We start from the raw sequence: 22,196 nt of genomic DNA, 5'->3' as shown, positions 1-22,196 counted from the left end.
CCCGGGCGGCCGCTACATTGACACCGTGTTCTCTCGTCTCTCGCGCCCCAGCGCCCTCGTCCTCTGCGCGCTTCCGATCGTCGTGCTGTTCGTCATCGTCGGCGTCGCCCCGCTGCCGTACGCCGTGGCGCAGCCCGGTCTGACCGCGGATGTCCTCGGGGCCAACCAGGGCCGGGAGGTCATCACGATCAGCGGGGTGCCCGCCCGCGAGACCAAGGGCGAGCTGCGGATGACGACGATCGTGGCGACCGGTCCTTCCGCCGATGTCGACTTCGGCGATGTGATCGACGGCTGGTTCCGCACGGACCGTGCCGTGCTGCCGCGCGAGGCGGTCTATCCGTCGGGACAGTCCGACCAGCAGATCGAGAAGCACAACGTCCGCGACATGGTGCGGTCGCAGGACACCGCGACCCAGGCGGCCCTCGGCTATCTGCACAAGGACCCGAAGACGGTCCGCGTCAGTCTGCATCTCGCCGACGTCGGCGGCCCCAGCGCCGGGCTGCTCTTCGCCCTCGGCATCATCGACAAGCTCGACGGTGACGGCTCGGGCGGCGATCTGACCGGCGGCCGCACGATCGCAGGTACGGGCACGATCACCGGCAGCGGCAGGGTCGGCGCGGTCGGCGGGGTGTCCCTCAAGACGCAGGCGGCGGGCCGCGACGGCGCGACCGTCTTCCTCGTCCCGGAGGCGGAGTGCGCGGACGCCAAGTCCGAGCTTCCCAAGGGGATGCGGCTGGTGCCCGTTACGACGCTGAAGGGCGCGGTGTCCGCGCTCCGGGCGCTGGAGAAGGGCAGCCGGGTTCCGAGCTGCTGACGTCGTCGATGACCGCGCCGCCCGCCTTACCGCCCGCCCCACCGCCGACCTCGCCGCCGGTCATTGCGCCGGCCTCGACGTTCAGGCCGCGCCAGGCAGGGAACACCAGCGGGCTCAGCGTCGCCAGCAGATAGGCCCCACCCACCAGCAGCAGCGCCGGACCCACCCCCGAGCCCTCGACCAGCAGGCCCGCCGTCAGCCCGCCCAGCGGCATGGTCAGCTCGCAGCCGGCGGTCATCGCGCCCGACACCCGGCTGCGCAGTTCCAGCGGTACGCGCTCGTAGATCACTGTCGTGAGGATCGGGTTGAGCGTCCCGCCCGCGAGTCCGGCCGCGCCCATCGTCACCCCGAGCGCCCACGTGGAGTCCGTGAGCCCCGCCACCGCGAAGCGCGGCGCACCGCAGACCAGCGCGCACACGGCGAAGACGGCATGGCGTGAGAAGCGGTGCCCGACAGCGCCGTACAGCAGCGCGCCCAGCAGTCCTCCGGCGCCGAACGTGGCGGTGAGCAGGCCCAGTTCCGTCGCTCCGCCGAGATTCCGCTCGGCGTGCACGGGCAGCAGGACCGCGTTCCAGCCCTGGTCGAGGCCGTTGATGGCCATCACCATCAGGACGACGGCCAGCAGAAGCGGGGTGCGCAGCAGGAAGGCGTATCCCTCGCGCAGTTCGGTCCTGTACGTGCGGAAGGAGACGGGCGCCGCGCCCTTCACCGGCTCCGCGGCGCGGATGCCGTGCAGTCCCGCCGTGACCAGCAGGGCGGATGCCCCGAAGGTCGCCGCGTCCATCAGCAGCGCGGACTCCGCGCCGATCAGCGCGATCAGCAGACCGGCGAGCGCGGCCCCGACCATCCTGGCCCCGCGCTCGACGGCGTCGAAGAGGCTCGCGGCGCGCGGGAGAGTCATGCCCGCGTGCGTGGCGAGATCCGGCAGGAGGACATAGCGCGCGGTCCTGCCCGGCGTATGGGCGAGACCGTTGACGGCGACGAGCGCGCAGAGCATCCAGAATTCCAGTACGCCCGCGTAGTGCAGCAGCGGAACCGCGCCGACGGCCGTGGCGCACAGCAGGTCGGAGGCGATGGAGATCCGCCGCCGCCCGATCCGGTCGATGACGGGGCCACCGATGACGGCGGCGATGATGATCGGCAGTGTGGCGCAGAAGGCGACGACACCCGCGCGGCCCGCGCTGCCGGTGGTCTGCAGGACGAACCAGGGGATGCCGATCAGGCTCAGGGCCGTCCCCGCGGCCGAGACGGCGTTGGCGGCCAGGACGGCCGCGAGCGGTTTTCGCTGTCCCCCCGCGCCGGTCACGCGAGCCGGGCCTTGGACGGCGCCGGTCGGTTGACGAGACGCAGCCCCAGCTCGACCAGGGTCCAGCCCAGTCGGGTACGGAGGGCGGCGCGGTAGTCGGTACGGAGCCCGGCACGGGGAGCGGGGCGGACGGCAGGGTGGAGGTCGGGGCGGCCGGCGGCCTCCCGGCGCAGCTCGTCGGCGCGGAGGGCGTGCAGCTGGAGATGGACGTCGGAATGCATGACAGATGGGCCCTTTCAGTCGGTCGCGCGCGGGAACAGGTGCAGATGGACGCGGACCTGGGCGGCGTCCTCCGCCCCCTCCGTGCCGTCCGCCGGAGCGAGGTCCCGGTAGCTGTTGACGAGTTCGTGCACCTTCCGGTCCAGCTCTTCCGCGAGCCCCGGCGTCAGCCGCAGCGTGAAATTGCTCAGGTCCGAATTCCTGGCCCAGCTGTCGGACCACTCGCGCCTGGTGCCGAGCCAGGTGCTCAGTTCCTGGGTGTGCAGGTTCGCCACTTCATGCATGTAGAAGTCCACGGCGCCGCGGACCTCGGGGTCCTGGTCGGAGTAGAGGGAGTCGCCGAACGTCAGGCCTTGATGGACGGACTTCCACCAGCGCTCCCGCCCCTTGCCGCGCTCCGGGTCGTCCTCGATGAAGCCGTACGCGGCGAGCTGGCGCAGGTGATAGCTGGTGGCACCGCTGGACTCGCTCAGGCGGTCGGCCAGTTGGGAGGCGGTGGCGGGGCCCTGGTGCCGCAGGGAGTTGAGCAGCCGCATCCGCAGGGGATGGGCCAGCCCGCGCAGGGATCGCGGGTCGAGCGTGAACAGTGTGGGCTCGGGGGAGCCGGGGGCGCCGGGGGATGCGGGCGCATCGGGGGTGTCGGACATGGCACCACCCTAAAGTTGCAAAGAATCCGTTGCAACCCTTTATTTGCAACGGACCCTTTGCAACCTCGCTCTCACTCGAACCGGCTAGGACCGGACCGGACCGGACCTAGCCCCGGTCGGAGTCCTCCGCCGCCTGCTCCACCAGCGGGATGATCCGCAGCGGTACGGGGTTCTCCATGACGATCGCCGTGGAGGCCCGCACAATGCCCTCGAAGCCGAGGACCCGGTCGATCACCCGCTGAAGGTCGGCGTTGGAGCGGGCGACCAGCCGGCAGAGCATGTCCCCCTGGCCGGTGGTGGTGTGCAGTTCCAGCACCTCGGGGACGGTCGCCAAGTGCGCCCGTACGTCCGTGCCCTGCCCCTGTTTGATCTCCAGCGTGGCGAAGGCCGTGACCGGATAGCCGAGGGCGGCGGGGTCGACGGTCGGCCCGAACCCCCGGATGACTCCGTTCGACTGAAGCCGGTCGAGCCGCGCCTGAACGGTCCCGCGCGCCACTCCGAGCCGGCGCGAGGCCTCCAGCACCCCGATCCGGGGTTCCTGTGCCAGCAGCACGATGAGCCTGCCGTCGAGTCCGTCGATGCTCATGACCGTCCCCCTCAGATCGTGGGCCGTGTGATCGTGGCCCGTCGCGCTGTAGTCATCCTGTGCAGATAGCCCCGCCATTCTCCCGATCCACTGTGCACAGTGCTCAGCGAATGCGCGAACTGTTGCGCACCTTGTGGAACGGCGGGAGCCTGAGGCCATGGCTGACACCTCGATGAACCTCGACACCGCCCCCGACACCGCACGCGAAGCCGATCCCTTCCCGGTCAAGGGCATGGACGCGGTCGTCTTCGCCGTCGGCAATGCCAAGCAGGCCGCGCACTACTACTCCACGGCCTTCGGCATGAAGCTCGTCGCCTACTCCGGACCGGAGAACGGCAGCCGCGAGACCGCGAGTTACGTCCTCACCAACGGCGCGGCCCGCTTCGTGTTCACCTCCGTCATCAGGCCGTCCACCGAGCGGGGCCGCTTCCTCGCCGAGCATGTCGCGGAGCACGGCGACGGCGTCGTCGACCTGGCCATCGAGGTGCCGGACGCGCGGGCCGCGTACGCCTACGCCACCGAGCACGGCGCCCGTGGCGTCCAGGAGCCGTACGAGGTCAAGGACGAGCACGGCACCGTCGTCCTCGCCGCCATCGCCACCTACGGCCAGACCCGCCACACCCTGGTCGAGCGCTCCGGCTACGACGGTCCGTACCTCCCGGGCTTCGGCGCCGCCGCTCCGATCGTCGAGCCCGCCGCGAAGCGCACCTTCCAGGCCATCGACCACTGCGTGGGCAATGTCGAGCTCGGCAGGATGAACGAGTGGGTCGGCTTCTACAACAAGGTCATGGGCTTCACCAACATGAAGGAGTTCGTGGGCGACGACATCGCCACCGAGTACTCCGCGCTCATGTCGAAGGTCGTCGCGGACGGCACCCTCAAGGTGAAGTTCCCGATCAACGAGCCCGCCATCGCGAAGAAGAAGTCACAGATCGACGAGTATCTGGAGTTCTACGGCGGGGCCGGCGTCCAGCACATCGCGCTCGCCACGAACGACATCGTCGCCTCCGTCACGGCGATGCGGGCCGCGGGCGTCCAGTTCCTCGACACCCCCGACTCGTACTACGACACCCTCGGCGAGTGGGCCGGCGAGACCCGGGTGCCCGTCGAGACCCTGCGCGAGCTGAAGATCCTGGTCGACCGTGACGAGGACGGCTATCTGCTGCAGATCTTCACCAAGCCCGTTCAGGACCGGCCGACCGTCTTCTTCGAAATGATCGAGCGGCACGGTTCCATGGGCTTCGGCAAGGGCAACTTCAAGGCGCTCTTCGAGGCGATCGAGCGCGAGCAGGAGAAGCGCGGCAACCTCTGACGCGCGGCGCCCGAGCGCGACCCGGCTGTGGAGCGGCCCCACGGAAACCGACCCGTGGGGCCGCTCCACGTCCGCGCCGAATGCCGGGCGGTGCTCGCGGACAGCCCTTAGGGTGCGGTCATGGCGAGGATGAATGACGTGGGCGGCATGCAGGGCTTCGGGCCGATCGACACCACCGACGACACCGAGCCCTTCCACGCGGACTGGGAGGCGCGGGTGTTCGCCCTCAACCGCGCTCTCATCGCCGGGAAGGTCTTCAACCTTGACGAGTTCCGCGACGCCGTCGAGTCCATGCCGCCCGGCGAGTATCTGGCCGCCTCGTACTACGAGCGGTGGTTCCACGCGATCCGTACGCTGCTGGAGCGCAAGGGCGTCATCGAGGCGGGCGAGCTCGATGAATGAGCGCGTGGCCGGTGAGCGGGCGGCCGGTGAGCGGGCGGTGCGAGCGGCGGGTGGTGAGGCGCGCGACCGCTTCGCGATCGGGGCGTCCGTACGCACCCTGCACCACGACCCGCCCCACCACACCCGGCTGCCGCGCTACGCCCGCGGCAAGCACGGCACGATCGTGGAGCCCGAGGGCCGCGCGCCGCTCGCCGACATCAACGCCCAGGGGCGCGGGGACGCGCCCGTGGAGCAGGTGTACGCGGTCAGCTTCGCCGCCCGCGAGCTGTGGGGCGACGGCGACCACCGGGTCGTACTGGACCTGTTCGAGAGCTATCTGGAGGACGACCCGCAGTGAGCGGTACACACACCGACGCCCGGATCTCCCGGCAGGTACGGCGCCTGGAAACCCTTCTCGAAGAGCGCGGGATCGTGGCCGGCGCCGCGCTCGACGAGGTCATCGACGCGTTCCTGTCCGGTGCCTCGCCGGCCAACGGCGCCCGGGTGGTGGCACGGGCCTGGACCGACCCGGCCTTCCGCGAACGGCTGCTCGCCGACGGGACCACCACCATCACCGAACTCGGACTGGCCGCCGGGGGAGTGCAGCCGCAGCGGCTGCGGGTCGTCGAGAACACCGCGCACACGCACAACGTCATCGTCTGCACCCTCTGCTCCTGCTATCCGATCCGGCTGCTCGGCCCCTCGCCCAGCTGGTACAAGAGCGAGGCTTACCGGTCCAGGGTCGTCCGCGAACCGCGCGCCGTCCTCGGGGAGTTCGGCCTCACGCTCCCCGAGGACATGGAGATCACCGTGTGGGACTCCACCTCGGAGACCCGCTACATGGTCCTGCCGCGCCGCCCCGAGGGCACGGAAGGGCTGGCCGAAGAGGAGCTGGCCGCGCTGGTCACCCGTAACGCGCTGATCGGCACGGCGGCGGTCTGACGGCGCGCGCCGGCCGGCCGAAGGTCCACGGCGCGCGCCAGCGGTCCACGGCGCGCGCCCCGGCGACCGGTCGCGCGCTCAGCCTCGGCCGTACGTCGCGGGCGACGGCTTCGCCGGGGCCACCGTCCCCACCGGAGCGTGCAGGCCCGGTGTGGTCGGGGTCGGGGTAGCGGACTCCGCCTTCCTGGACGGGGCGCCCGAGCGCCCCGGCGCGGGCTTCCGGGCCGGTACGAGCTCGACTTCCTCCTCCTCACCGTCCCCGTACATGTTCTCCGGCCCGCCCTCCGGCATCTCGCCCAGCTCGTTCAGCGCCTCCCGCGCCCTCGGCGCCAGCAGCGGCGAGAAGGAGGGATTCAGCCGCAGCGCCTCCCCGATGTGGCGGCGGGCGGATCCGTCCATGCCCAGCGACCGCTCGATCTCCCCCCGGTGGTACAGGAACAGCGCGCGCCCCTGCCCCTGCTCCGTCGCCCTCTTCGCGTACTTCAGCGCCTCGTCGTCCTCACCCGCCTCGTACAGCGCCCACCCCAGCGCGTCCGCGACCTCCATGCTCCGGTGCCGCTGCTCCCACTCCGTCCGCAGCCGCGCGACCGCCGCCTGCGGATCCCCGTGCGCGGTCTCGTACCGGGCGAGCACCAGGTCCTCGTCCACCCCGTCCCCCTGTGCCTCTCTGGCCCGGGCGAGCACCGTCGCGTACTGGCTCTGCGCATCACCGCTCAGGCCCAACGAGTCGTACAACTCGCCCAGCTCCAGGGCGTATTCGGGCTCCGGCAGCTTCTCAAGCGCGGTCTGGTAGTCGCGGTACGCCTCTTCCGTCCTGCCCAGCGCGGCCAGCGCCCTCGCCCGCCCGGCCCGCGAGGCGTAGTGTCCGCTCGCCGCCGCCAGCGCCGCGTCGTAATGTCCCAGCGCCTCCTGCGGCTCACCCCGGTCCCAGGCCAGCTCACCCAGCATGGACAGCGCTTCCGCCTTCTCCGTCGGGGCCCCGGCGCCCGCCACCGCCTCGGTCGCCTTCGCCATGGCGTCCTCACGCCAGCCGCGGGCGCGGTAGACCTGGGCCGAGCGCTCCAGCACCGGCCCGTCGGACCGCAGCTCCTTCAGCTTGTCCAGGGCCTTGGCCGCCGCCTTGTAGTCGCCGAGACCGCTGTACGCGTCGATCAGCACCGGATACGCCATCCACTGCGCGGGCTCCTGATTCCGTACCGTCTCGCCCCACTTCTTGGCGGCGGCGAAGTCGTTCCTGGCGTTGGCGAGCGAGCCGAGACCCACCAGCGCCATGAGATTCCCGCGCTCGGCCGGCCGGACCGCGAGCGAGCGCTGGAGCGCCTGGTCGGCCTTCGGGTACGACGCCGAATCCGCCCCGCTCATCCCGCGCTCCACATAGGCCGCGCCGAGCACGGACCACGACTGATCGTCCTCGGGATGGGTGCGCAGCCAGGTCTCCCGGTTGCTGATGAGCGCGGTCAGGTCCGGGACCGCGGCCGGCGCCCCCGCGCCCACCGCGATCATCGCCCGTGCCTCGGGGCTCGGCGGGGGCACGGGGCCCTGGTCGGGGACGAACAGCAGGACGCCCCCGACCAGCGCGGCACCCACCCCGACCGCCAGGGCCGCCTTTCTGACTTGCCTGACCTGCTCCGTCTTCATGGCGTTCATGCTGATTACTGTGCGTCAATATGAAGAACACACCCGGTCTTGCGGTGTGGATCGCAGACGGGTTCACACCGATGGCCCCGGGTGCGACGCTGGGATCATGGACGACCTTCTCGCACAGCTACGGGCCGGGCTCCCCGCCGAAGCCCTGATCACCGATCCGGACGTCACCGCCTCCTACGCCAACGACATGGCGAGCTTCTGCGAGGCGGGCACGCCCGCGGTGGTCGTCCTGCCACGCTCGGTCGAACAGGTCCAGCACGTCATGCGCACCGCGACCGCGCTGCGCGTCCCCGTCGTCCCGCAGGGGGCCCGTACGGGACTGTCGGGCGCCGCGAACGCCTCGGACGGGTGCATCGTCCTCTCCCTGACGAAGATGGACCGGATCCTGGAGATCAATCCGGTCGACCGGATCGCCGTCGTCGAACCGGGCGTCATCAACGCGACCCTCTCCCGCGCCGTCGGTGAGCGGGGCCTCTGCTACCCGCCGGACCCGTCCAGCTGGGAGATGTGCACCATCGGCGGGAACATCGGGACCGCCTCCGGCGGGCTGTGCTGCGTCAAGTACGGCGTCACCGCGGAGTACGTCCTCGGGCTGGACATCGTCCTCGCCGACGGCCGTCTCCTCACCACGGGCCGCCGTACCGCCAAGGGTGTCGCCGGCTATGACCTGACGCGGCTCTTCGTGGGCTCCGAGGGCAGCCTCGGCATCGTCGTCAAGGCCGTCCTGGCACTCAAGCCCCAGCCGCCCCAGCAGCTCGTCCTGGCGGCCGAGTTCGGCTCCGCGGCCGCCGCCTGTGAGGCCGTCTGCCGCATCATGGAGCGCGGGCACACCCCGTCCCTGCTCGAACTCATGGACCGTACGACCGTCCGCGCCGTCAACGCGATGGCGAACATGGGCCTCCCCGACACCACCGAGGCTCTGCTGCTGGCGGCCTTCGACACCCCGGACCCCGCGGCCGATCTGGCGGCGGTCGGCGCGCTGTGCACCGAGGCCGGCGCCACGGAAGTGGTGCCCGCGGAGGACGCGGCCGAGTCGGAACTGCTGCTTCAGGCCCGCCGGCTGTCGCTCACCGCGCTGGAGGCGGTCAAGGGCACCACCATGATCGACGACGTGTGCGTACCGCGCTCGCGCCTCGGCGACATGCTTGAAGGCGTGGAGCGCATCGGCGAGAAGTACGGGCTGACGATCGGCGTCTGCGCCCACGCGGGCGACGGCAACACGCACCCCACCGTCTGCTTCGACGCGGCGGACCCGGACGAGTCCAGGCGGGCGCGTGAGTCCTTCGACGAGATCATGGCTCTCGGGCTGGAGCTGGGCGGCACGATCACCGGAGAGCATGGCGTCGGTGTGCTGAAGAAGGAGTGGCTGTCGCGCGAACTGGGTCCGGTGGGGCTGGAGTTGCAGCGAGGTATCAAGCAGACATTCGACCCGCTGGGGCTGCTGAACCCCGGGAAGCTGTTCTGAGCTGTACGAGCCGGCGGCCGGTGCGGCGCTCTCTGGGGTACGCCCTACGCCTCACCGTCCGCGGACTCGTCCGACGGCCAGGGATCCCGCAGCCACAGATCGTCGGCCGGGGTCCGCGCCAGCAGCTCGGCCAGCGCGTCGTCGATGCCGAGCCGCTCGGTCTCCGTACCCGCGGGCACGACCCGCAGCGTCCGCTCCACCCACGAGAACACCGTCGCTGAGGGCGCCTCCAGCAGGGCGTCGCCGTCGGGCGAGGAGAGCGCGATACAGAGGACTTTGCGCCCGCCGACCTGCGTCGGCCAGATGCGGACATCCCCCTGGCCACACGGTCTGAACGCCCCCTCCACCAGCAGCTCGCGGGCGAAGGTCCATTTCACGGGGGTCTCCGAGCGGATATGGAAGGTGATCTGCACGGCGAACGGTTCGTCCGTGCGATAGGTCAGCCGAGCCGGAACGGGGATGCCGCGCTCGGGCGACAACACCAGATTCAGCTCCAGCTCGCGTTCCACAACGGTATGCATGAGCAGCACTTCCTCTCCTGGCAAGGGGCCCTGCGGTGGGGCCGTACCAGATGAGAGGCTCTACCCCGCCGTTCATGACGCGACTTTCGGTAAGGACTTTCTGTGTCCATTCCGTGACAGGAAAGTGCCCGAGCCGCAGGGCGGCGCGGGGGCCGGCTCCCGGGGGCCGACAAGGCTGCCGCAGCAGCCCTAGGGCGTGTTGCGAAAGTCCCGCCTGGCTCGCGACGCCCGGCGCGCACGCTCGCCGCGTTGTCGGAGTCGTCCAAGTACGTCCAGTACGAGGACGATCCTCCGCCTTGCGATCGCACGCACCGGACGCCGCGAGCCCCGCCCTGCGGGCGGACGGCGCTACTTTCGCAACACGCCCTAGGCACTCGTGTCCTACTTTTCGTACGTCCGAGCGGGTGGATCCTGCTTCCGGAGCCCCGCGCTGCGCCGTGACGTCTTCAGTAAGCCGCACGAACGCGGGCATTCTGTTCGTCTCCTTCTTACGGGCCCCCCGTTCTTCGTTAATGTCTTCCTTGGACAAGCGGAGGTACGCGCCCGGTCGCCGCTGCGGCATGTGCCACGCGAATCCCGTGGCCCGGACAGGTCAAACGTGTGGTGAGTGAACGGAGTTGGGGTCAGTGGCTACTCCTCCTGGTGATGGTGGGAACGCACCCCGGGAAGGGTTCTATCCAGATCCGTCCATCCCTGGATACGTCCGGTACTGGAACGGCGCCGCCTGGGTGCCCGGTACGAGCCGGCCCGCGCCCGAGGGCAGCGAGGTGCCGCCGGCCGGCGAGGGGATGCCGGGCGGCCCGATGGCCGCCCCCACGTCGCCCGCCGTCGACGAGACGGGGCCGATGTTCCTCGACGAGGATCCGCCCGAGGAGCACCGGCAGGAACCGGCGTCCGTGTGGCAGGCCGACGCCTCGCGGCAGACCGGCTTCGGCGGGGAGCGCGACAACCGCGTCTCCTGGGGAGCGGCGGCCGGCCAGGACCCCCGTGTGCCCGACCCGGCGCCCGCGCCCACCGCGACGCCTCATGACGTACCGCCGCCCACGCCCGGAGATCCGACCGGCGGCGCCCTGCCCGGCGTACGCGCCCTGGGGCCCGGCCCGGACGACGGCCGGCCGCCCACCGACGGAACGATCGCGATCCGCGCCATGCGACGCGGCATCAGACCCGCCTCGGGAGCGGGCACCGGGACAGGTACCGGTCAGGGATCCGGCGGCGCGGGATCCGGAGCCGGTACGGACCGGCCGGACGCCGGCCAGGACGCCGCGGGTACGCGCCGGCCGCATACGCCCCGCGAGACCAGCCAGCCGCCCGTCGACAGCACCGTCGCCATCCGCGCCCTGCGCGCCGCCCGCCGGGCGAAGGACGAGGACGCCGCGGCCGGCCGTACGGGACAGCCCGAGGGCACCATGGCGATCCGCGCGCTGAACCCGGGCGCCTCCGGCAGGGGCGCGGCGCCCGCGCAGCCTCAGCCGCAGCTCCCCGCGCAGTCGCAGCCGCAGTCGCAGCCCGTCAGCCCCGGTGCCGGCGGCGGCGCCGCGTCCTGGGCCCAGCAGGTGCACCAGCTCGCGCAGCCCGATCAGCCCGTCGTGCCGTGGAAGCCCCCGGTCAACGACCCGTTCCTGCAGGCCGCGCAGGCCCAGGCGGCGGCCAGGCCCGCGGGTCTCGGCAAGCGGTTCGTGGCCCGCCTCATCGACACCGTCGTACTGGGAGCGGTCGTCGGCGCCGTCGCCGTCCCGCTCGTCTCCAAGGCCCGTACCCATATCGACGGGAAGATCGAGGCGGCGAAGCAGACCGGTGAGACGGTCACCGTCTGGCTGCTCGACGGGACGACGGCCGGTTACCTCGGCGGCGTACTCGCCGCACTGCTGGTCATCGGAGTGCTCTACGAGGCGCTGCCGACCGCCAAGTGGGGGCGCACGCTGGGCAAGAAGCTCTGCGGTCTCGAGGTACGGGACATCGAGTCGCACGAGGCCCCGGCCTTCGGTGCCGCCCTGCGCCGCTGGCTGGTCTACGGCGTGCTGGGGGTGCTCGTCGTGGGCGTCGTCAATGTGCTGTGGTGTCTGATCGACCGGCCGTGGCGCCAGTGCTGGCACGACAAGGCGGCCCGTACCTTCGTGGCGGGCTGAGGGACGGGCTGAAGGGCGGTCGGAACCCGTCGGCGGGACGCGTTCCCCCGAACGGACGGTGAGCCGTTGCGGCCCCCTGTCCGGCGCGGTGCACTGCCCCCATGAGTAACGACCCGCCGCCGCCCGGCCAGCCCCCCGAGGACGATCCGTTCCTCAAGAAGCCGCAGGAGCCTCCGCCGTCGGAGGGCTCGCCGCACGGCTCGGCGCAGGAGCCCCCGCCGGAGCCTCCGCAGGGTCCTCCGTCGGGATCCCCCTACGGCGATCCTTATGGCTCGCCTCATGGCTCTCCGTACGGCTCTCAGCCCGGCGGCGGTCAGCCCCCGCCCTATGACCCGAACGCCTTCGGCGGAGGCCCGTACGGCGGCACGGACCCCCTCGCCGGGATGCCCCCGCTCGCGCCGTTCGGCAAGCGGTTCGTGGCCCGGGTCGTCGACGCCCTCATCGTCTTCATCCCGCTGGCGATCCTGTCGGTGTTCGTCGGCGGCTGGAGCACATCGTCGGCGAGCACCGGCGGCTGGAACGATTTCACCAATCAGGTGAATACGGGCAGGCAGTGGCTCTGGTCGGTCATCTCGATCATCGCGTACGTCGGCTACGACACCCTGATGATGCGAAAGACCGGGCAGACCCTCGGCAAGCGCTGGATGAAGCTGCGGGTCGCGATGCTGAACAACGGCACGGTCCCGGACACCGGCGCGTCGGTGCTGCGCGCGGCCGTGCTCTGGCTGCCGGCGCTGATCTGCTGCCTCGTTCTCTGGTGGGTCATCATCATCGTGACGATCCTGGCCAGCAGGCCCTACCGACAGGGCCTGCACGACAAGGCCGCCAGGACGGTCGTGGTGTCAGCGGCGCAGTGAGTGCTGTCCGACCCTGGCCTCCGCACCCGCGTGCGAGCGCGCGGCGGACATCGGGGATCCAGCCGACCGGGCATCCGTGGGCGCCGCCGTCCGATGGGCGCGGGCGGTACGCGCCGCCTTGGACCTGCGCGGCAGGGGCACGGTCAGGGCGACCAGAAGGCCCAGGCCGAGCGCGGCGATTCCGATCACCGCGACACCGATACCGGTGGTGGTACGGGAGAGCAGCAGCATGGCGAGCGTGGAACAGACAACGGTGGCGGAACCGTAAGCGAGCTGTGCGGCAGTCGGACGCGGCATGGCGGTATCCGTCCCTCGGAGCATGGGTGTTGGGGGGTGTCTCGCGTATCTCGCACATAGGTCGCACTCTCCAGCGACTCTACGACGGTGGATGCCCGGGAGGAACAGGTAGTAAGCGTGACCTAACCCACGGTGCCGGTGCACGGGGGGCGCATCGAGTCACTCCCCCTGTTAACGGGCTGAAAATGTGCGCCCGTTGTCCGAATTTCTCCCCGTCCGGATACCGGGGCCGGGCTTTCACATAGTGCACTTGACCAGTTCAAGTCAAGGTCTGTCTTTTCTCCTTCAACTCCGGTCCAATGTCGTCACTTATGACGCGCATACGCGCGCGGATCCCTCACTCCCGGTCCGCGGATCGCGTGCGCCAGGGAGGACAAGCATCAAGTGAGCAGCATTTCACGGGCGAGAAGAGTGTCCGCGGTGATCGTGGCTCTGGCCGCGACCGCCGCGACGGCCTCAGCCTTCACCACCGCACAGGCCGAGGACAACCCCGCATCCGGTCCCTCGGGGATTGAGCGCCGTGACCCGGCGCCGCAGAAGGGCCAGGTCGAACACGACCTTGAAGGCCCGTTCAGCAAGCAGCAGTCGGAGCAGCGCGACGCGGCGCTCCAGCAGGTCATCTCCGGTGACGCCAAGCTGGAGAAGCGCGGCGCCTCCAAGGTCGTGAAGCTCAGCGACAAGAAGTACGTCGAGCTCGGCCGGGAGAAGACCGACAAGATCTTCACCATCCTCGTGGAGTTCGGCGACGACGTCGACAACACCACGATGTACGACCCGGACGGCGCCGACGGCCCCCAGCCGCCCGTCGCCAAGTTCGGCGGCGAGCCCGGCCCGCAGCACAACGAGATAGCCGAGCCCGACCGGAAGGTGGACAACTCCACCGCCTGGCAGGCCGACTACAACCAGCAGCACTTCCAGGACCTCTACTTCGGTGAGGGCAAGGACAAGAAGGGCCAGCAGAAGGAGTCGCTGAAGACCTACTACGAGAAGACGTCCTCCGGGCGCTACTCGGTCGACGGCGAGGTCTCCGACTGGGTCAAGGTCAAGTACAACGAGGCCCGTTACGGCTCGAACTACTGTGGCAGCTCCAACTGCGCCAACGTCTGGGACGCGGTGCGTGACGGTGTCACCGCCTGGACCGCCGACCAGAAGGCCCAGGGCAAGACGGACGCCGAGATCAAGGCGGACCTCACTCAGTACGACCAGTGGGACCGCTACGACTTCGACACCGACGGCAACTTCAACGAGGCCGACGGCTACATCGACCACTTCCAGATCGTCCACGCGGGCGAGGACGAGTCGGCCGGCGGCGGCGCCGAGGGCACGAACGCGCTGTGGGCACACCGCTGGTACGCCTACGGCACCCAGGCGGGCAGCACCGGCCCGTCGAACAACAAGGCCGGTGGCACCCAGATCGGCGACTCCGGCATCTGGGTCGGTGACTACACCATGCAGCCCGAGAACGGCGGCCTCGGTGTCTTCGCGCACGAGTACGGCCACGACCTCGGTCTGCCGGACCTGTACGACACCGCGGGCGGTGACAACTCCACCGCCTTCTGGACCCTGATGTCGTCGGGTTCCTGGCTCGGCACCGGCAAGAACGCGATCGGCGATCTGCCGGGCGACATGACCGCCTGGGACAAGCTGCAGCTCGGCTGGCTGGACTACGCCGAGGCCAAGGCCGCGACGAGCTCCACCACCAAGCTGGGTGTCTCGGAGTACAACACCAAGAACCCGCAGGCGCTGATCGTCGAGCTGCCGAAGAAGAGTGAGACCACCTCTGTGGTGAAGCCCGCCGAGGGCTCCAAGCAGTGGTGGAGCGACATGGGTGACGACCTCAAGAACACCCTCACCCGCTCGGTCGACCTGACCGGCAAGTCCACGGCGGCGCTGGAGCTCCAGGGCTGGTGGGACATCGAGGCCGACTACGACTACCTGTACACCGAGGTGTCGACGGACGGTTCCAACTGGACGCCTCTCGAGGGCACTGCCGACGGCAAGGCCATCACCCGTGACTCGGCCGACAAGCCGGCGCTCACGGATGTCTCGGGCGGCTACAAGAAGCTCGTCTTCCCGCTGGACGCCTACGCGGGCCAGAAGTTCGACCTCCGCTTCCGCTACCAGACGGACGGCGGCGTGGCCGGCAAGGGCTTCACCGCGGACGCGATCAGCGTGACCGCCGACGGTTCGGCGCTGTTCACGGACAACGCCGAGGGTGACGACGCGGGCTGGACCTCGAAGGGCTTCTCGCACATCGGCGAGTCCTTCACCCTGGACTACCCGCAGTACTACATCGCCGAGAACCGCCAGTACGTCTCGTACGACAAGACCCTCAAGGTCGGCCCGTACAACTTCGGCTTCGCGGCGCCGAACGACAGCAAGGTGGAGCACTTCCCCTACCAGACCGGTCTGCTGATCTGGCTGTGGGACACCTCGCAGAAGGACAACAACACCAGCCAGCACCCGGGTAAGGGTCTGGTCCTGCCGATCGACGCTCACGCCAAGGCGCTGAAGTGGTCGGACGGCACGCTGATGCGTAACCGGATCCAGGCGTACGACTCGACGTTCAGCTGGTGGCCGACTTCCGGTCTGACGCTGCACAAGGCGGACAAGGCCACGCGGATCTCTCCCCAGCTGGGTGCGCCGGTCTTCGACGACCGCAAGGGCACGTACTGGAGTGCGGACAACCCGCTCGGAAGTGTCCAGGTAGCTGACACCAACACCCGGATCAGCATCCTCAGCCAGCCTCTGGATGGCCAGACGATGACGGTCCACGTGGGGCCCTCCACTAGGTAACCACGAGTAATCGCAGGTCAAAGCATGATCGGCCGTCGCCCTCTAGCGGGCGGCGGCCGATCGTGTTTAGGTGCGTCCTACGGATCTCTTATTGACACGACGTCTCACGGGGGAGATGAAGGACATGGCAGGCGGAGGCTTCAGCAAGCTCCCGAACGGCAGGGTGGTGGTGGCGCTGACGCTGCCGAGCCCGGCCGCCGAGGGCGATACGGTGCGCGTTCTCGTGCACGCGGCGAACCGTGCCCGCGCCCTGACCAGGCTGCGGAATCTGGGTCTGCGGGCGGTCTACCTCCGTGGCAACGCGGAGCCCCCGACGCCGGACGAGATCACCGCGGTGCTCCACCACCCGGACGGTCTGCTGTGGCGGACCACACCGGAGTGCCTGGAGCAGCTCTGGCAGCCGATACGGGCGCTGCTGAGGCCGCGGGCGACGGTGCCCCTGCCGGAGCAGCGCCGCCCCCCGCAGGACGTCCTGCGGGCCTGAGGGTCCTGCGGGTCTAAGAGGTCTCCAAGGGCGTGTTCCGGAGGACCGGCTTGCCGGTCAGTTCGACGCCCGCCGTGCGCAGCTCCGCCAGGGCGCGGCCGGTGGTCTCCTGCGACACCCCCGCCGTCAGGCCGAGCAGCACATGCGTGGTGAAGCCCTCACGGACCGCGTCCAGCGCCGTCGCGCGGACGCAGTGGTCCGTCGCGATGCCCACCACATCGACCTCGGCGACCTCGCGCGCCCGCAGCCAGTCGACCAGGGTGACGCCGTTCTCGTCGGTGCCCTCGAAGCCGCTGTACGCCGCCGCGTAGGCGCCCTTGTCGAAGACCGCGTCGATCGCGCCCGAGGCGACGGCCGGGGCGAAATTGGGGTGGAAGCCCACGCCCTCCGTACCGGCGACGCAGTGCACCGGCCAGGTGTGGACATAGTCCGGGACGGCTGGGGCCGTGGCGAAGTGATCGCCCGGATCGATGTGGTGGTCACGGGTGGCGACCACATGCCGGTAGCCGGCCGGCGCCTGGCCGATCAGATCGGTGATGGCGGCGGCGACATCGGCGCCCCCCGCCACCGCGAGGCTGCCGCCTTCACAGAAGTCGTTCTGCACGTCGACGACGATCAATGCGCGGTGCATGGCGGGTGTCCTTCAGTGGGGAGCGGGGGAGCGGGTGTCGTTCCGGGGCGGTTCGAGCGTAGAGACCCGGGCCGCGAGGCGGGAGGGGGTACGGGACCGCCCGTACCCCTGTCCGGCACGGACCGCCCTCGCTCCACGCCTGCCCGCCCAAGCCATGGCACACGCCTCACAGGTACTCGGTCGGGATCACCGGCTCGCCCCGCGAGAGCTGTATCGCCGACATCGGCAGCCCGGCACGCGCGGCGATGTGCCGCTCGCGCACGGCGTCCAGCGGCTCGCGCGCCACGATCTCGCCGCCCTTGACCAGCTGCACCAGCAGCTGCCGGTCCAGCAGCTCCGGCGGTACCGGGCCCGTGCCGATCACCTCGGCCTCGGCGTACCCCTCCGCGTCCAGGCGCCGCGCCGCCCACTTGCGGCCGCCGATCGAGGTCTTGCCGCCCAGCGACTTCTTCGCCACCGGCTGCAGTGGGGCCTTCGGGTCCGCGGACCGCGCGCGGGCGACGATCTTGTAGACCATGGAGCAGGTCGGCTGCCCGCTGCCGGTGACCAGCTGCGTGCCGACGCCGTACGCGTCCACCGGCGCCGCCGCCAGCGAGGCGATGGCGTACTCGTCCAGGTCCGAGGTCACCACGATCCTGGTGTTCACCGCGCCCAGCTCGTCGAGCTGCTGCCGTACCCGGTGGGCGACCAGCAGCAGATCGCCGGAGTCGATACGGACCGCTCCCAGCTCCGGTCCCGCGATGTCCACGGCGGTCCGCACGGCCTCGGCCACGTCGTACGTGTCGATCAGCAGCGTCGTCCCCCGGCCGAGCGCGTCGACCTGCGCCTGGAAGGCGTCGCGTTCGTTGTCGTGCAGCAGGGTGAAGGCGTGCGCGCTCGTCCCCACCGTCGGAATGCCGTAGCGGAACCCGGCCGCCAGGTCCGAGGTGGTGTCGAAGCCGCCGACGTACGCGGCGCGCGAGGCGGCGACCGCGGACAGCTCGTGCGTACGGCGCGCGCCCATCTCGATCAGCCCGCGCCCGTTCGCGGCCGCCGCCATCCGGGAGGCCGCGGCGGCGATGGCCGAGTCGTGGTTGAGGATCGAGAGGATCACCGTCTCCAGCAGCACGCACTCCGCGAAGGAGCCCTCCACCCGCAGGATCGGCGAGCCGGGGAAGTACACCTCGCCCTCCGGGTAGCCCCAGATGTCCCCGCTGAAGCGGTACGAGGCGAGCCACGCGAGCGTCGCCTCGTCGACGATCCCGTGCTCCCGCAGAAAGCCCAGTACGTCCGCGTCGAAGCGGAAGTTCTCGACGGCGTCCAGCACCCGGCCGGTGCCCGCCACCACCCCGTAACGGCGCCCCTCGGGCAGCCGCCGGGTGAAGACCTCGAAGACGGAGCGACGGTCGGCCGTGCCTGCCTGAAGTGCCGCCCTGAGCATGGTCAGCTCGTACTGGTCGGTGAAGAGCGCGGTCGACGGCACGTCCACCGGCAGCCCAAGGTCCGCAGTGTTCATATGACGGATGCTACCCCCCATACTCGTCACTCTGACGATTTCTAAGAGGCCGTTTGTGCGACAGGCCCTCCTGGGTGGCAGCATGGGTCATGTGAGGCTGTGAACCCCGGGGTGCTGTGCCCCCGTGCCCCGGCAGACCCCGCACGCCCCGGCACGCCCCGGCAGAGAAGAAGGTCGTCCCGAACCGTGAGTGTTGCTCCGACTGAGATCGAACGCCCCGAATCGGCCGAGGAGACCTTCGCGGTCCCCGAACCCGATGTGCCCTGGGTGACGATCGTCCACAACGACCCGGTCAACCTCATGAGTTATGTGGCGTACGTCTTCCAGACCTATTTCGGCTACTCCAAGGACAAGGCGCACAAGCTGATGCTCGACGTCCATCACAAGGGACGCGCGATCGTCTCCAGCGGCAGCCGCGAGGAGATGGAGCGCGACGTGCAGGCGATGCACGGATTCGGACTGTGGGCGACCCTTTCGCAGGACCGCGCCTGATGGCCGGGCACTTCGAGGCGATCCCGGGCGGCGGAGCGGCCGTCGCGCTCGACGAGGTCGAGATCTCGATCCTGCGCTCGCTGGCCGTACAGCTGCTGGAGCTGATCGGGCCCGGCAAGGAGTCGGCCCAGGGCGAGGACCCGCTCGCCGCGCTCTTCGCCGTCGGCCCGAGCGAGCCGCCCGCCGACCCGGCGCTGGCCCGGCTGTTCCCCGACGCGTACGGCGATGACGACGACGAACTGCGGGAGTTCTCCTCGGAGTTCAGGCGGTTCACGGAGAACGATCTGCGCGGCCGCAAGCGCGAGGACGGCATAGCGGTCGTCCGCACGCTGGACGCGCTCGCGGCGGAGGGCGAGGGCGGCGCCGTACTCAAGCTGACCCCCGACGACTGTCTGCACTGGCTGGGCGCGCTCAACGATCTGCGGCTGACGATCGGCACCCGCCTGGAGGTCACGGACGAGGACGAGGGCGGCGAGCTGTACCGGCTGCCGGACTCCGATCCGCGCAAGCCGATGGTGATGGCGTACCTCTGGCTCGGGGCACTCCAGGAGACGCTCGTCGAGACGCTGATGCCCTGACGGACCGCGACGGACCCGGCCGGATCCCACGACGGACCCGGCCGGATCCCACGTCGATCCGGCCGGTCCCGGCGTCGTCCACCGGCCGTCTCACGGCCACCCGGCGGCCCTCTTCCGCACGCTCAACTGACCCTCAATTCGGGATAACGATCCCGTCACCGCACCGGCGACCTTTGCGATTCCGGGGGAGATTTGTCCGCTTCTCCTTGTGGGCTGTGCCACAGCGCCGTCCGCGGAACGCCCCTTCCGCCGTGATAGATCTTCACGATCCCCCGGGGGCGCCACCCCTGTCCCCGGGGGAGCTGACACCGGCTACCCGCCGGTAGCACTCCATCGCATCCGGGGGGAACCGGGAACTGATCACGGGCCGAGCGTGGCGCGGATCAGTATGGAGAAAGGGCAGCACCACCATGACCTCTGCGCAGGTCGACAGGGAGTACGGCGGCGAAGGACCCGGCGGCCCGACCGAGGGCGGCCCGGCCGAAGAGGGCTACGAGCGCGGACTCGGCAGCCGTCAGGTCCAGATGATCGCCATCGGCGGCGCGATCGGCGTCGGTCTCTTCATGGGCGCCGGGGCGAACATCGCCAAGGCCGGACCCAGCATCATCCTCATGTACGCCCTCGCCGGCGTCGTGATCTTCTTCATCATGCGGGCGCTCGGCGAGCTGCTCCTCTACCGGCCGGTCTCGGGCTCCTTCGCGGAGTACGCCCGGGAGTTCCTCGGCCCGTTCTTCGGATTTGCCACCGGCTGGACGTACTGGCTGATGTGGGTCGTCACCGGCATGGCGGAGCTGACCGCCGCCGCGATCTATATCCACTTCTGGTTCCCGCAGATCCCGCAGTGGGTCAGCGCGCTGGTGTTCCTCGTGGTGCTCTTCGGTGTGAACCTGATCTCGGTGAAGATCTTCGGTGAGGTCGAGTTCTGGTTCTCGATGATCAAGGTCACCGCGATCATCGGCATGATCGTCATCGGTCTGGGGGTGCTCACCCTCGGCTTCTCCGACGCCGGTGACACCGCCCATGTCTCCAACCTCTGGGCGCACGACGGGATCTTCCCGAACGGCATCGGCTCCAGCCTGATGACCCTTCAGGGCGTCATGTTCGCCTACCTCGCCGTCGAGCTGGTCGGCGTCACCGCGGGCGAGTCCGAGAACCCGGAGAAGACCCTGCCCAAGGCGATCAACACACTGCCCTGGCGCATCATCGTCTTCTACGTCGGCGCGCTCACCGTCATCCTGGCGGTCGTCAAGTGGACCGAGTTCTCGGCCGGCACCAGCCCGTTCGTACAAGCCTTCGAGAAGATGGGCATCCCGCTCGCGGCCGGCATCGTCAACTTCGTCGTGCTGACCGCCGCGCTGTCCTCCTGCAACTCCGGGATGTACTCCACCGGCCGGATGCTGCGCGACCTCGCCGCCAACAGCGAGGCGCCGAAGCTCTTCGGCAGGCTCAACTCCCGTAAGACCCCGGCGTTCGGCATCACCGTCTCCGTCGCCCTGATGGGCATCGGTGTGGTCCTCAACTACATCGTTCCGGAGAAGGCCTTCGGCTATGTGACGTCCGTGGCCACGGCGGCCGGCATCTGGACCTGGATGATGATCCTGGTCAGCCATATCCGCTACCGCCGCGCCGTGGTGGCGGGCCGGCTGCCGGCCTCGTCCTTCCCCGCCCCGGGCGGCGCGCTGTTCAGCTGGGTCGCGGTGGCCTTCCTGGCCCTCGTCACCTGTCTGATCGCGTACGACAAGGACGCGCGCGTCTGTCTGTATGTGGGGGCGGTCTGGGCGGTGGCCCTGGCGGTCGGCTGGCAGTACCTGAAGAAGCGCCCGCGGATCACGGACAGCGACGACACCCCCGAGTACGCCTCCGCCACGGAGTAGCGGCACGGCTCCGCGACCGGCTTCCGAGGCTCGGTCCGCTCGCAGCGGCACGTCCGGCCCGGTGGCCCCCCGGATCTCCGGCCAGGGGGCCACCGGGTCCGTGCAGACCGTCGGTCTTATATTTCCACCATGCTGACCATCACCCAGGCCCTGCACGACCAGATCGTCGCGCACGCGCGGCGCGACCATCCCGACGAGGCCTGCGGCGTGGTCGCGGGGCCCGCCGGGACCGGACGCCCGGAGCGCTTCATCCCCATGCTCAACGCCGCACGCTCGCCCACCTTCTACGAGTTCGACTCGGCGGATCTGCTGAAGCTCTACCGGGAGATGGACGACCGCGACGAAGAGCCCGTGATCATCTACCACTCGCACACCGCGACCGAGGCCTACCCGTCCCGTACGGACATCACGTACGCCAACGAGCCGGGCGCCCACTACGTCCTGGTCTCCACCGCCGACTCCGACGAGGCGGGCCCCTTCCAGTTCCGCTCCTACCGCATCGCGGAGGGCGAGGTCACGGAAGAGGACGTCGAGATCGTCTGACAGCGAGATGGTCCCGCCACTGTGACCAAGCTCTGCTTGGCAGCCAGGAACTGACCTGCCGCCCTTCTCCCACCAGCCAGGGGACGCGGAAATCCCCCGGAGGAGGCTCAGGGCCTGTCGTACCGCACGCCGCGAGGACGGCCGTCGGCGCCACCCGTCGCGCCCTGCTGCCGGTGGCGG

Annotated in this window: 23 protein-coding genes; 14 read left to right on the top strand and 9 right to left on the bottom strand. The window is 70.1% G+C overall.

The window, feature by feature from the left end:
* Positions 1-25: 25 nt before the first annotated feature.
* Positions 26-814, top strand: coding sequence for a S16 family serine protease (locus ACFVWW_RS20755; protein WP_384335985.1), 789 nt, complete (start codon positions 26-28; stop codon positions 812-814).
* Here ACFVWW_RS20755 and ACFVWW_RS20750 read toward each other — a convergent pair.
* The 4 genes from ACFVWW_RS20750 to ACFVWW_RS20735 all read right to left on the bottom strand — a co-directional run bounded on the left by ACFVWW_RS20750 (position 744) and on the right by ACFVWW_RS20735 (position 3,572).
* Positions 744-2,120, bottom strand: coding sequence for an MFS transporter (locus ACFVWW_RS20750; protein ID WP_386877679.1), 1,377 nt, complete (start codon positions 2,118-2,120; stop codon positions 744-746). The genes ACFVWW_RS20755 and ACFVWW_RS20750 overlap by 71 nt on opposite strands.
* Complete coding sequence (locus ACFVWW_RS20745) at positions 2,117-2,341, bottom strand: hypothetical protein (RefSeq protein WP_384335989.1); 225 nt, start codon at positions 2,339-2,341, stop codon at positions 2,117-2,119. The genes ACFVWW_RS20750 and ACFVWW_RS20745 overlap by 4 nt, the downstream gene beginning before the upstream one ends.
* Before the next feature lie 15 nt (positions 2,342-2,356).
* Entirely contained in the window at positions 2,357-2,986 is a 630-nt protein-coding gene (locus tag ACFVWW_RS20740) for an ArsR/SmtB family transcription factor (protein WP_384335991.1), read from the bottom strand.
* Between the two features lie 106 nt (positions 2,987-3,092).
* The gene (locus ACFVWW_RS20735) at positions 3,093-3,572 is read right to left on the bottom strand and encodes an Lrp/AsnC family transcriptional regulator (RefSeq protein ID WP_384192205.1); all 480 of its coding nucleotides are present in this window, start codon (positions 3,570-3,572) and stop codon (positions 3,093-3,095) included.
* A gap of 172 nt (positions 3,573-3,744) precedes the next feature.
* Here ACFVWW_RS20735 and hppD point away from each other — a divergent pair, with 172 nt between their 5' ends.
* The 4 genes from hppD to nthA all read left to right on the top strand — a co-directional run bounded on the left by hppD (position 3,745) and on the right by nthA (position 6,207).
* Positions 3,745-4,884, top strand: a complete 1,140-nt coding sequence (gene hppD, locus ACFVWW_RS20730; RefSeq protein WP_384192214.1) for a 4-hydroxyphenylpyruvate dioxygenase — start codon at positions 3,745-3,747, stop codon at positions 4,882-4,884.
* A 120-nt stretch (positions 4,885-5,004) separates the two neighbouring features.
* Entirely contained in the window at positions 5,005-5,286 is a 282-nt protein-coding gene (locus tag ACFVWW_RS20725) for a hypothetical protein (RefSeq protein WP_384192208.1), read from the top strand.
* A complete protein-coding gene (locus ACFVWW_RS20720; protein ID WP_384335993.1) occupies positions 5,279-5,623 on the top strand; it encodes an SH3-like domain-containing protein in 345 nt (114 codons plus the stop codon). Before ACFVWW_RS20725 ends, ACFVWW_RS20720 begins: the two co-directional genes overlap by 8 nt.
* Positions 5,620-6,207 (top strand): nitrile hydratase subunit alpha, encoded by a 588-nt coding sequence (gene nthA, locus ACFVWW_RS20715; RefSeq protein WP_384335995.1) that lies wholly within the window; start codon positions 5,620-5,622, stop codon positions 6,205-6,207. Before ACFVWW_RS20720 ends, nthA begins: the two co-directional genes overlap by 4 nt.
* A 78-nt stretch (positions 6,208-6,285) precedes the next feature.
* On the opposite strand, the gene ACFVWW_RS20710 is transcribed toward nthA, so the two are convergent.
* The gene (locus ACFVWW_RS20710) at positions 6,286-7,854 is read right to left on the bottom strand and encodes a tetratricopeptide repeat protein (protein WP_384185058.1); all 1,569 of its coding nucleotides are present in this window, start codon (positions 7,852-7,854) and stop codon (positions 6,286-6,288) included.
* 97 nt (positions 7,855-7,951) lie between these two features.
* Here ACFVWW_RS20710 and ACFVWW_RS20705 point away from each other — a divergent pair, with 97 nt between their 5' ends.
* Complete coding sequence (locus ACFVWW_RS20705; protein ID WP_386877678.1) at positions 7,952-9,319, top strand: FAD-binding oxidoreductase; 1,368 nt, start codon at positions 7,952-7,954, stop codon at positions 9,317-9,319.
* 44 nt (positions 9,320-9,363) lie between these two features.
* Here the strand turns inward: ACFVWW_RS20705 and ACFVWW_RS20700 are convergent, their stop codons facing one another.
* Entirely contained in the window at positions 9,364-9,840 is a 477-nt protein-coding gene (locus tag ACFVWW_RS20700) for an SsgA family sporulation/cell division regulator (RefSeq protein ID WP_384185053.1), read from the bottom strand.
* 626 nt (positions 9,841-10,466) lie between these two features.
* On the opposite strand from ACFVWW_RS20700, the gene ACFVWW_RS20695 reads away from it, so the two are divergent.
* Positions 10,467-11,969, top strand: coding sequence for an RDD family protein (locus ACFVWW_RS20695; protein WP_384185050.1), 1,503 nt, complete (start codon positions 10,467-10,469; stop codon positions 11,967-11,969).
* 101 nt (positions 11,970-12,070) lie between these two features.
* Positions 12,071-12,826 (top strand): RDD family protein, encoded by a 756-nt coding sequence (locus ACFVWW_RS20690; RefSeq protein WP_384185048.1) that lies wholly within the window; start codon positions 12,071-12,073, stop codon positions 12,824-12,826.
* On the opposite strand, the gene ACFVWW_RS20685 is transcribed toward ACFVWW_RS20690, so the two are convergent.
* Positions 12,812-13,123, bottom strand: a complete 312-nt coding sequence (locus ACFVWW_RS20685) for a hypothetical protein (RefSeq protein ID WP_384185045.1) — start codon at positions 13,121-13,123, stop codon at positions 12,812-12,814. The genes ACFVWW_RS20690 and ACFVWW_RS20685 overlap by 15 nt on opposite strands.
* Before the next feature lie 384 nt (positions 13,124-13,507).
* Between ACFVWW_RS20685 and ACFVWW_RS20680 the strand changes: the two genes are divergently transcribed.
* Together ACFVWW_RS20680 and ACFVWW_RS20675 are read left to right on the top strand one after the other, a co-directional pair.
* The gene (locus ACFVWW_RS20680; protein WP_384185043.1) at positions 13,508-15,919 is read left to right on the top strand and encodes an immune inhibitor A domain-containing protein; all 2,412 of its coding nucleotides are present in this window, start codon (positions 13,508-13,510) and stop codon (positions 15,917-15,919) included.
* Between the two features lie 124 nt (positions 15,920-16,043).
* Positions 16,044-16,403 carry a hypothetical protein gene (locus ACFVWW_RS20675; protein WP_384185040.1) on the top strand — a complete coding sequence of 120 codons (360 nt, stop codon included), beginning with the start codon at positions 16,044-16,046 and terminating at the stop codon, positions 16,401-16,403.
* A gap of 13 nt (positions 16,404-16,416) precedes the next feature.
* Here ACFVWW_RS20675 and ACFVWW_RS20670 read toward each other — a convergent pair whose 3' ends face one another.
* Both ACFVWW_RS20670 and ACFVWW_RS20665 read right to left on the bottom strand, forming a co-directional pair.
* Positions 16,417-17,034 carry an isochorismatase family protein gene (locus ACFVWW_RS20670; protein ID WP_384185038.1) on the bottom strand — a complete coding sequence of 206 codons (618 nt, stop codon included), beginning with the start codon at positions 17,032-17,034 and terminating at the stop codon, positions 16,417-16,419.
* Between the two features lie 166 nt (positions 17,035-17,200).
* Positions 17,201-18,529, bottom strand: coding sequence for a nicotinate phosphoribosyltransferase (locus tag ACFVWW_RS20665; protein WP_384185035.1), 1,329 nt, complete (start codon positions 18,527-18,529; stop codon positions 17,201-17,203).
* Positions 18,530-18,715: 186 nt separating this feature from the next.
* Between ACFVWW_RS20665 and clpS the strand changes: the two genes are divergently transcribed.
* The 4 genes from clpS to ACFVWW_RS20645 all read left to right on the top strand — a co-directional run bounded on the left by clpS (position 18,716) and on the right by ACFVWW_RS20645 (position 22,016).
* Entirely contained in the window at positions 18,716-19,021 is a 306-nt protein-coding gene (gene clpS, locus ACFVWW_RS20660; protein WP_384185032.1) for an ATP-dependent Clp protease adapter ClpS, read from the top strand.
* Complete coding sequence (locus ACFVWW_RS20655; RefSeq protein WP_386877677.1) at positions 19,021-19,599, top strand: DUF2017 domain-containing protein; 579 nt, start codon at positions 19,021-19,023, stop codon at positions 19,597-19,599. The genes clpS and ACFVWW_RS20655 overlap by 1 nt, the downstream gene beginning before the upstream one ends.
* Positions 19,600-20,009: 410 nt before the next feature.
* Positions 20,010-21,473 carry an amino acid permease gene (locus ACFVWW_RS20650; RefSeq protein WP_386877676.1) on the top strand — a complete coding sequence of 488 codons (1,464 nt, stop codon included), beginning with the start codon at positions 20,010-20,012 and terminating at the stop codon, positions 21,471-21,473.
* 129 nt (positions 21,474-21,602) lie between these two features.
* Positions 21,603-22,016 (top strand): Mov34/MPN/PAD-1 family protein, encoded by a 414-nt coding sequence (locus tag ACFVWW_RS20645; protein ID WP_384185026.1) that lies wholly within the window; start codon positions 21,603-21,605, stop codon positions 22,014-22,016.
* The last annotated feature ends 180 nt before the right edge of the window (positions 22,017-22,196 follow it).

The organism is Streptomyces sp. NPDC058198 (genome assembly GCF_042882605.1).
In the GTDB taxonomy this organism is placed as follows: Bacteria; Actinomycetota; Actinomycetes; order Streptomycetales; family Streptomycetaceae; genus Streptomyces.
Note: the sequence above shows the minus strand (reverse complement) of the source record. Positions and strands in the feature narration are given on the sequence as shown.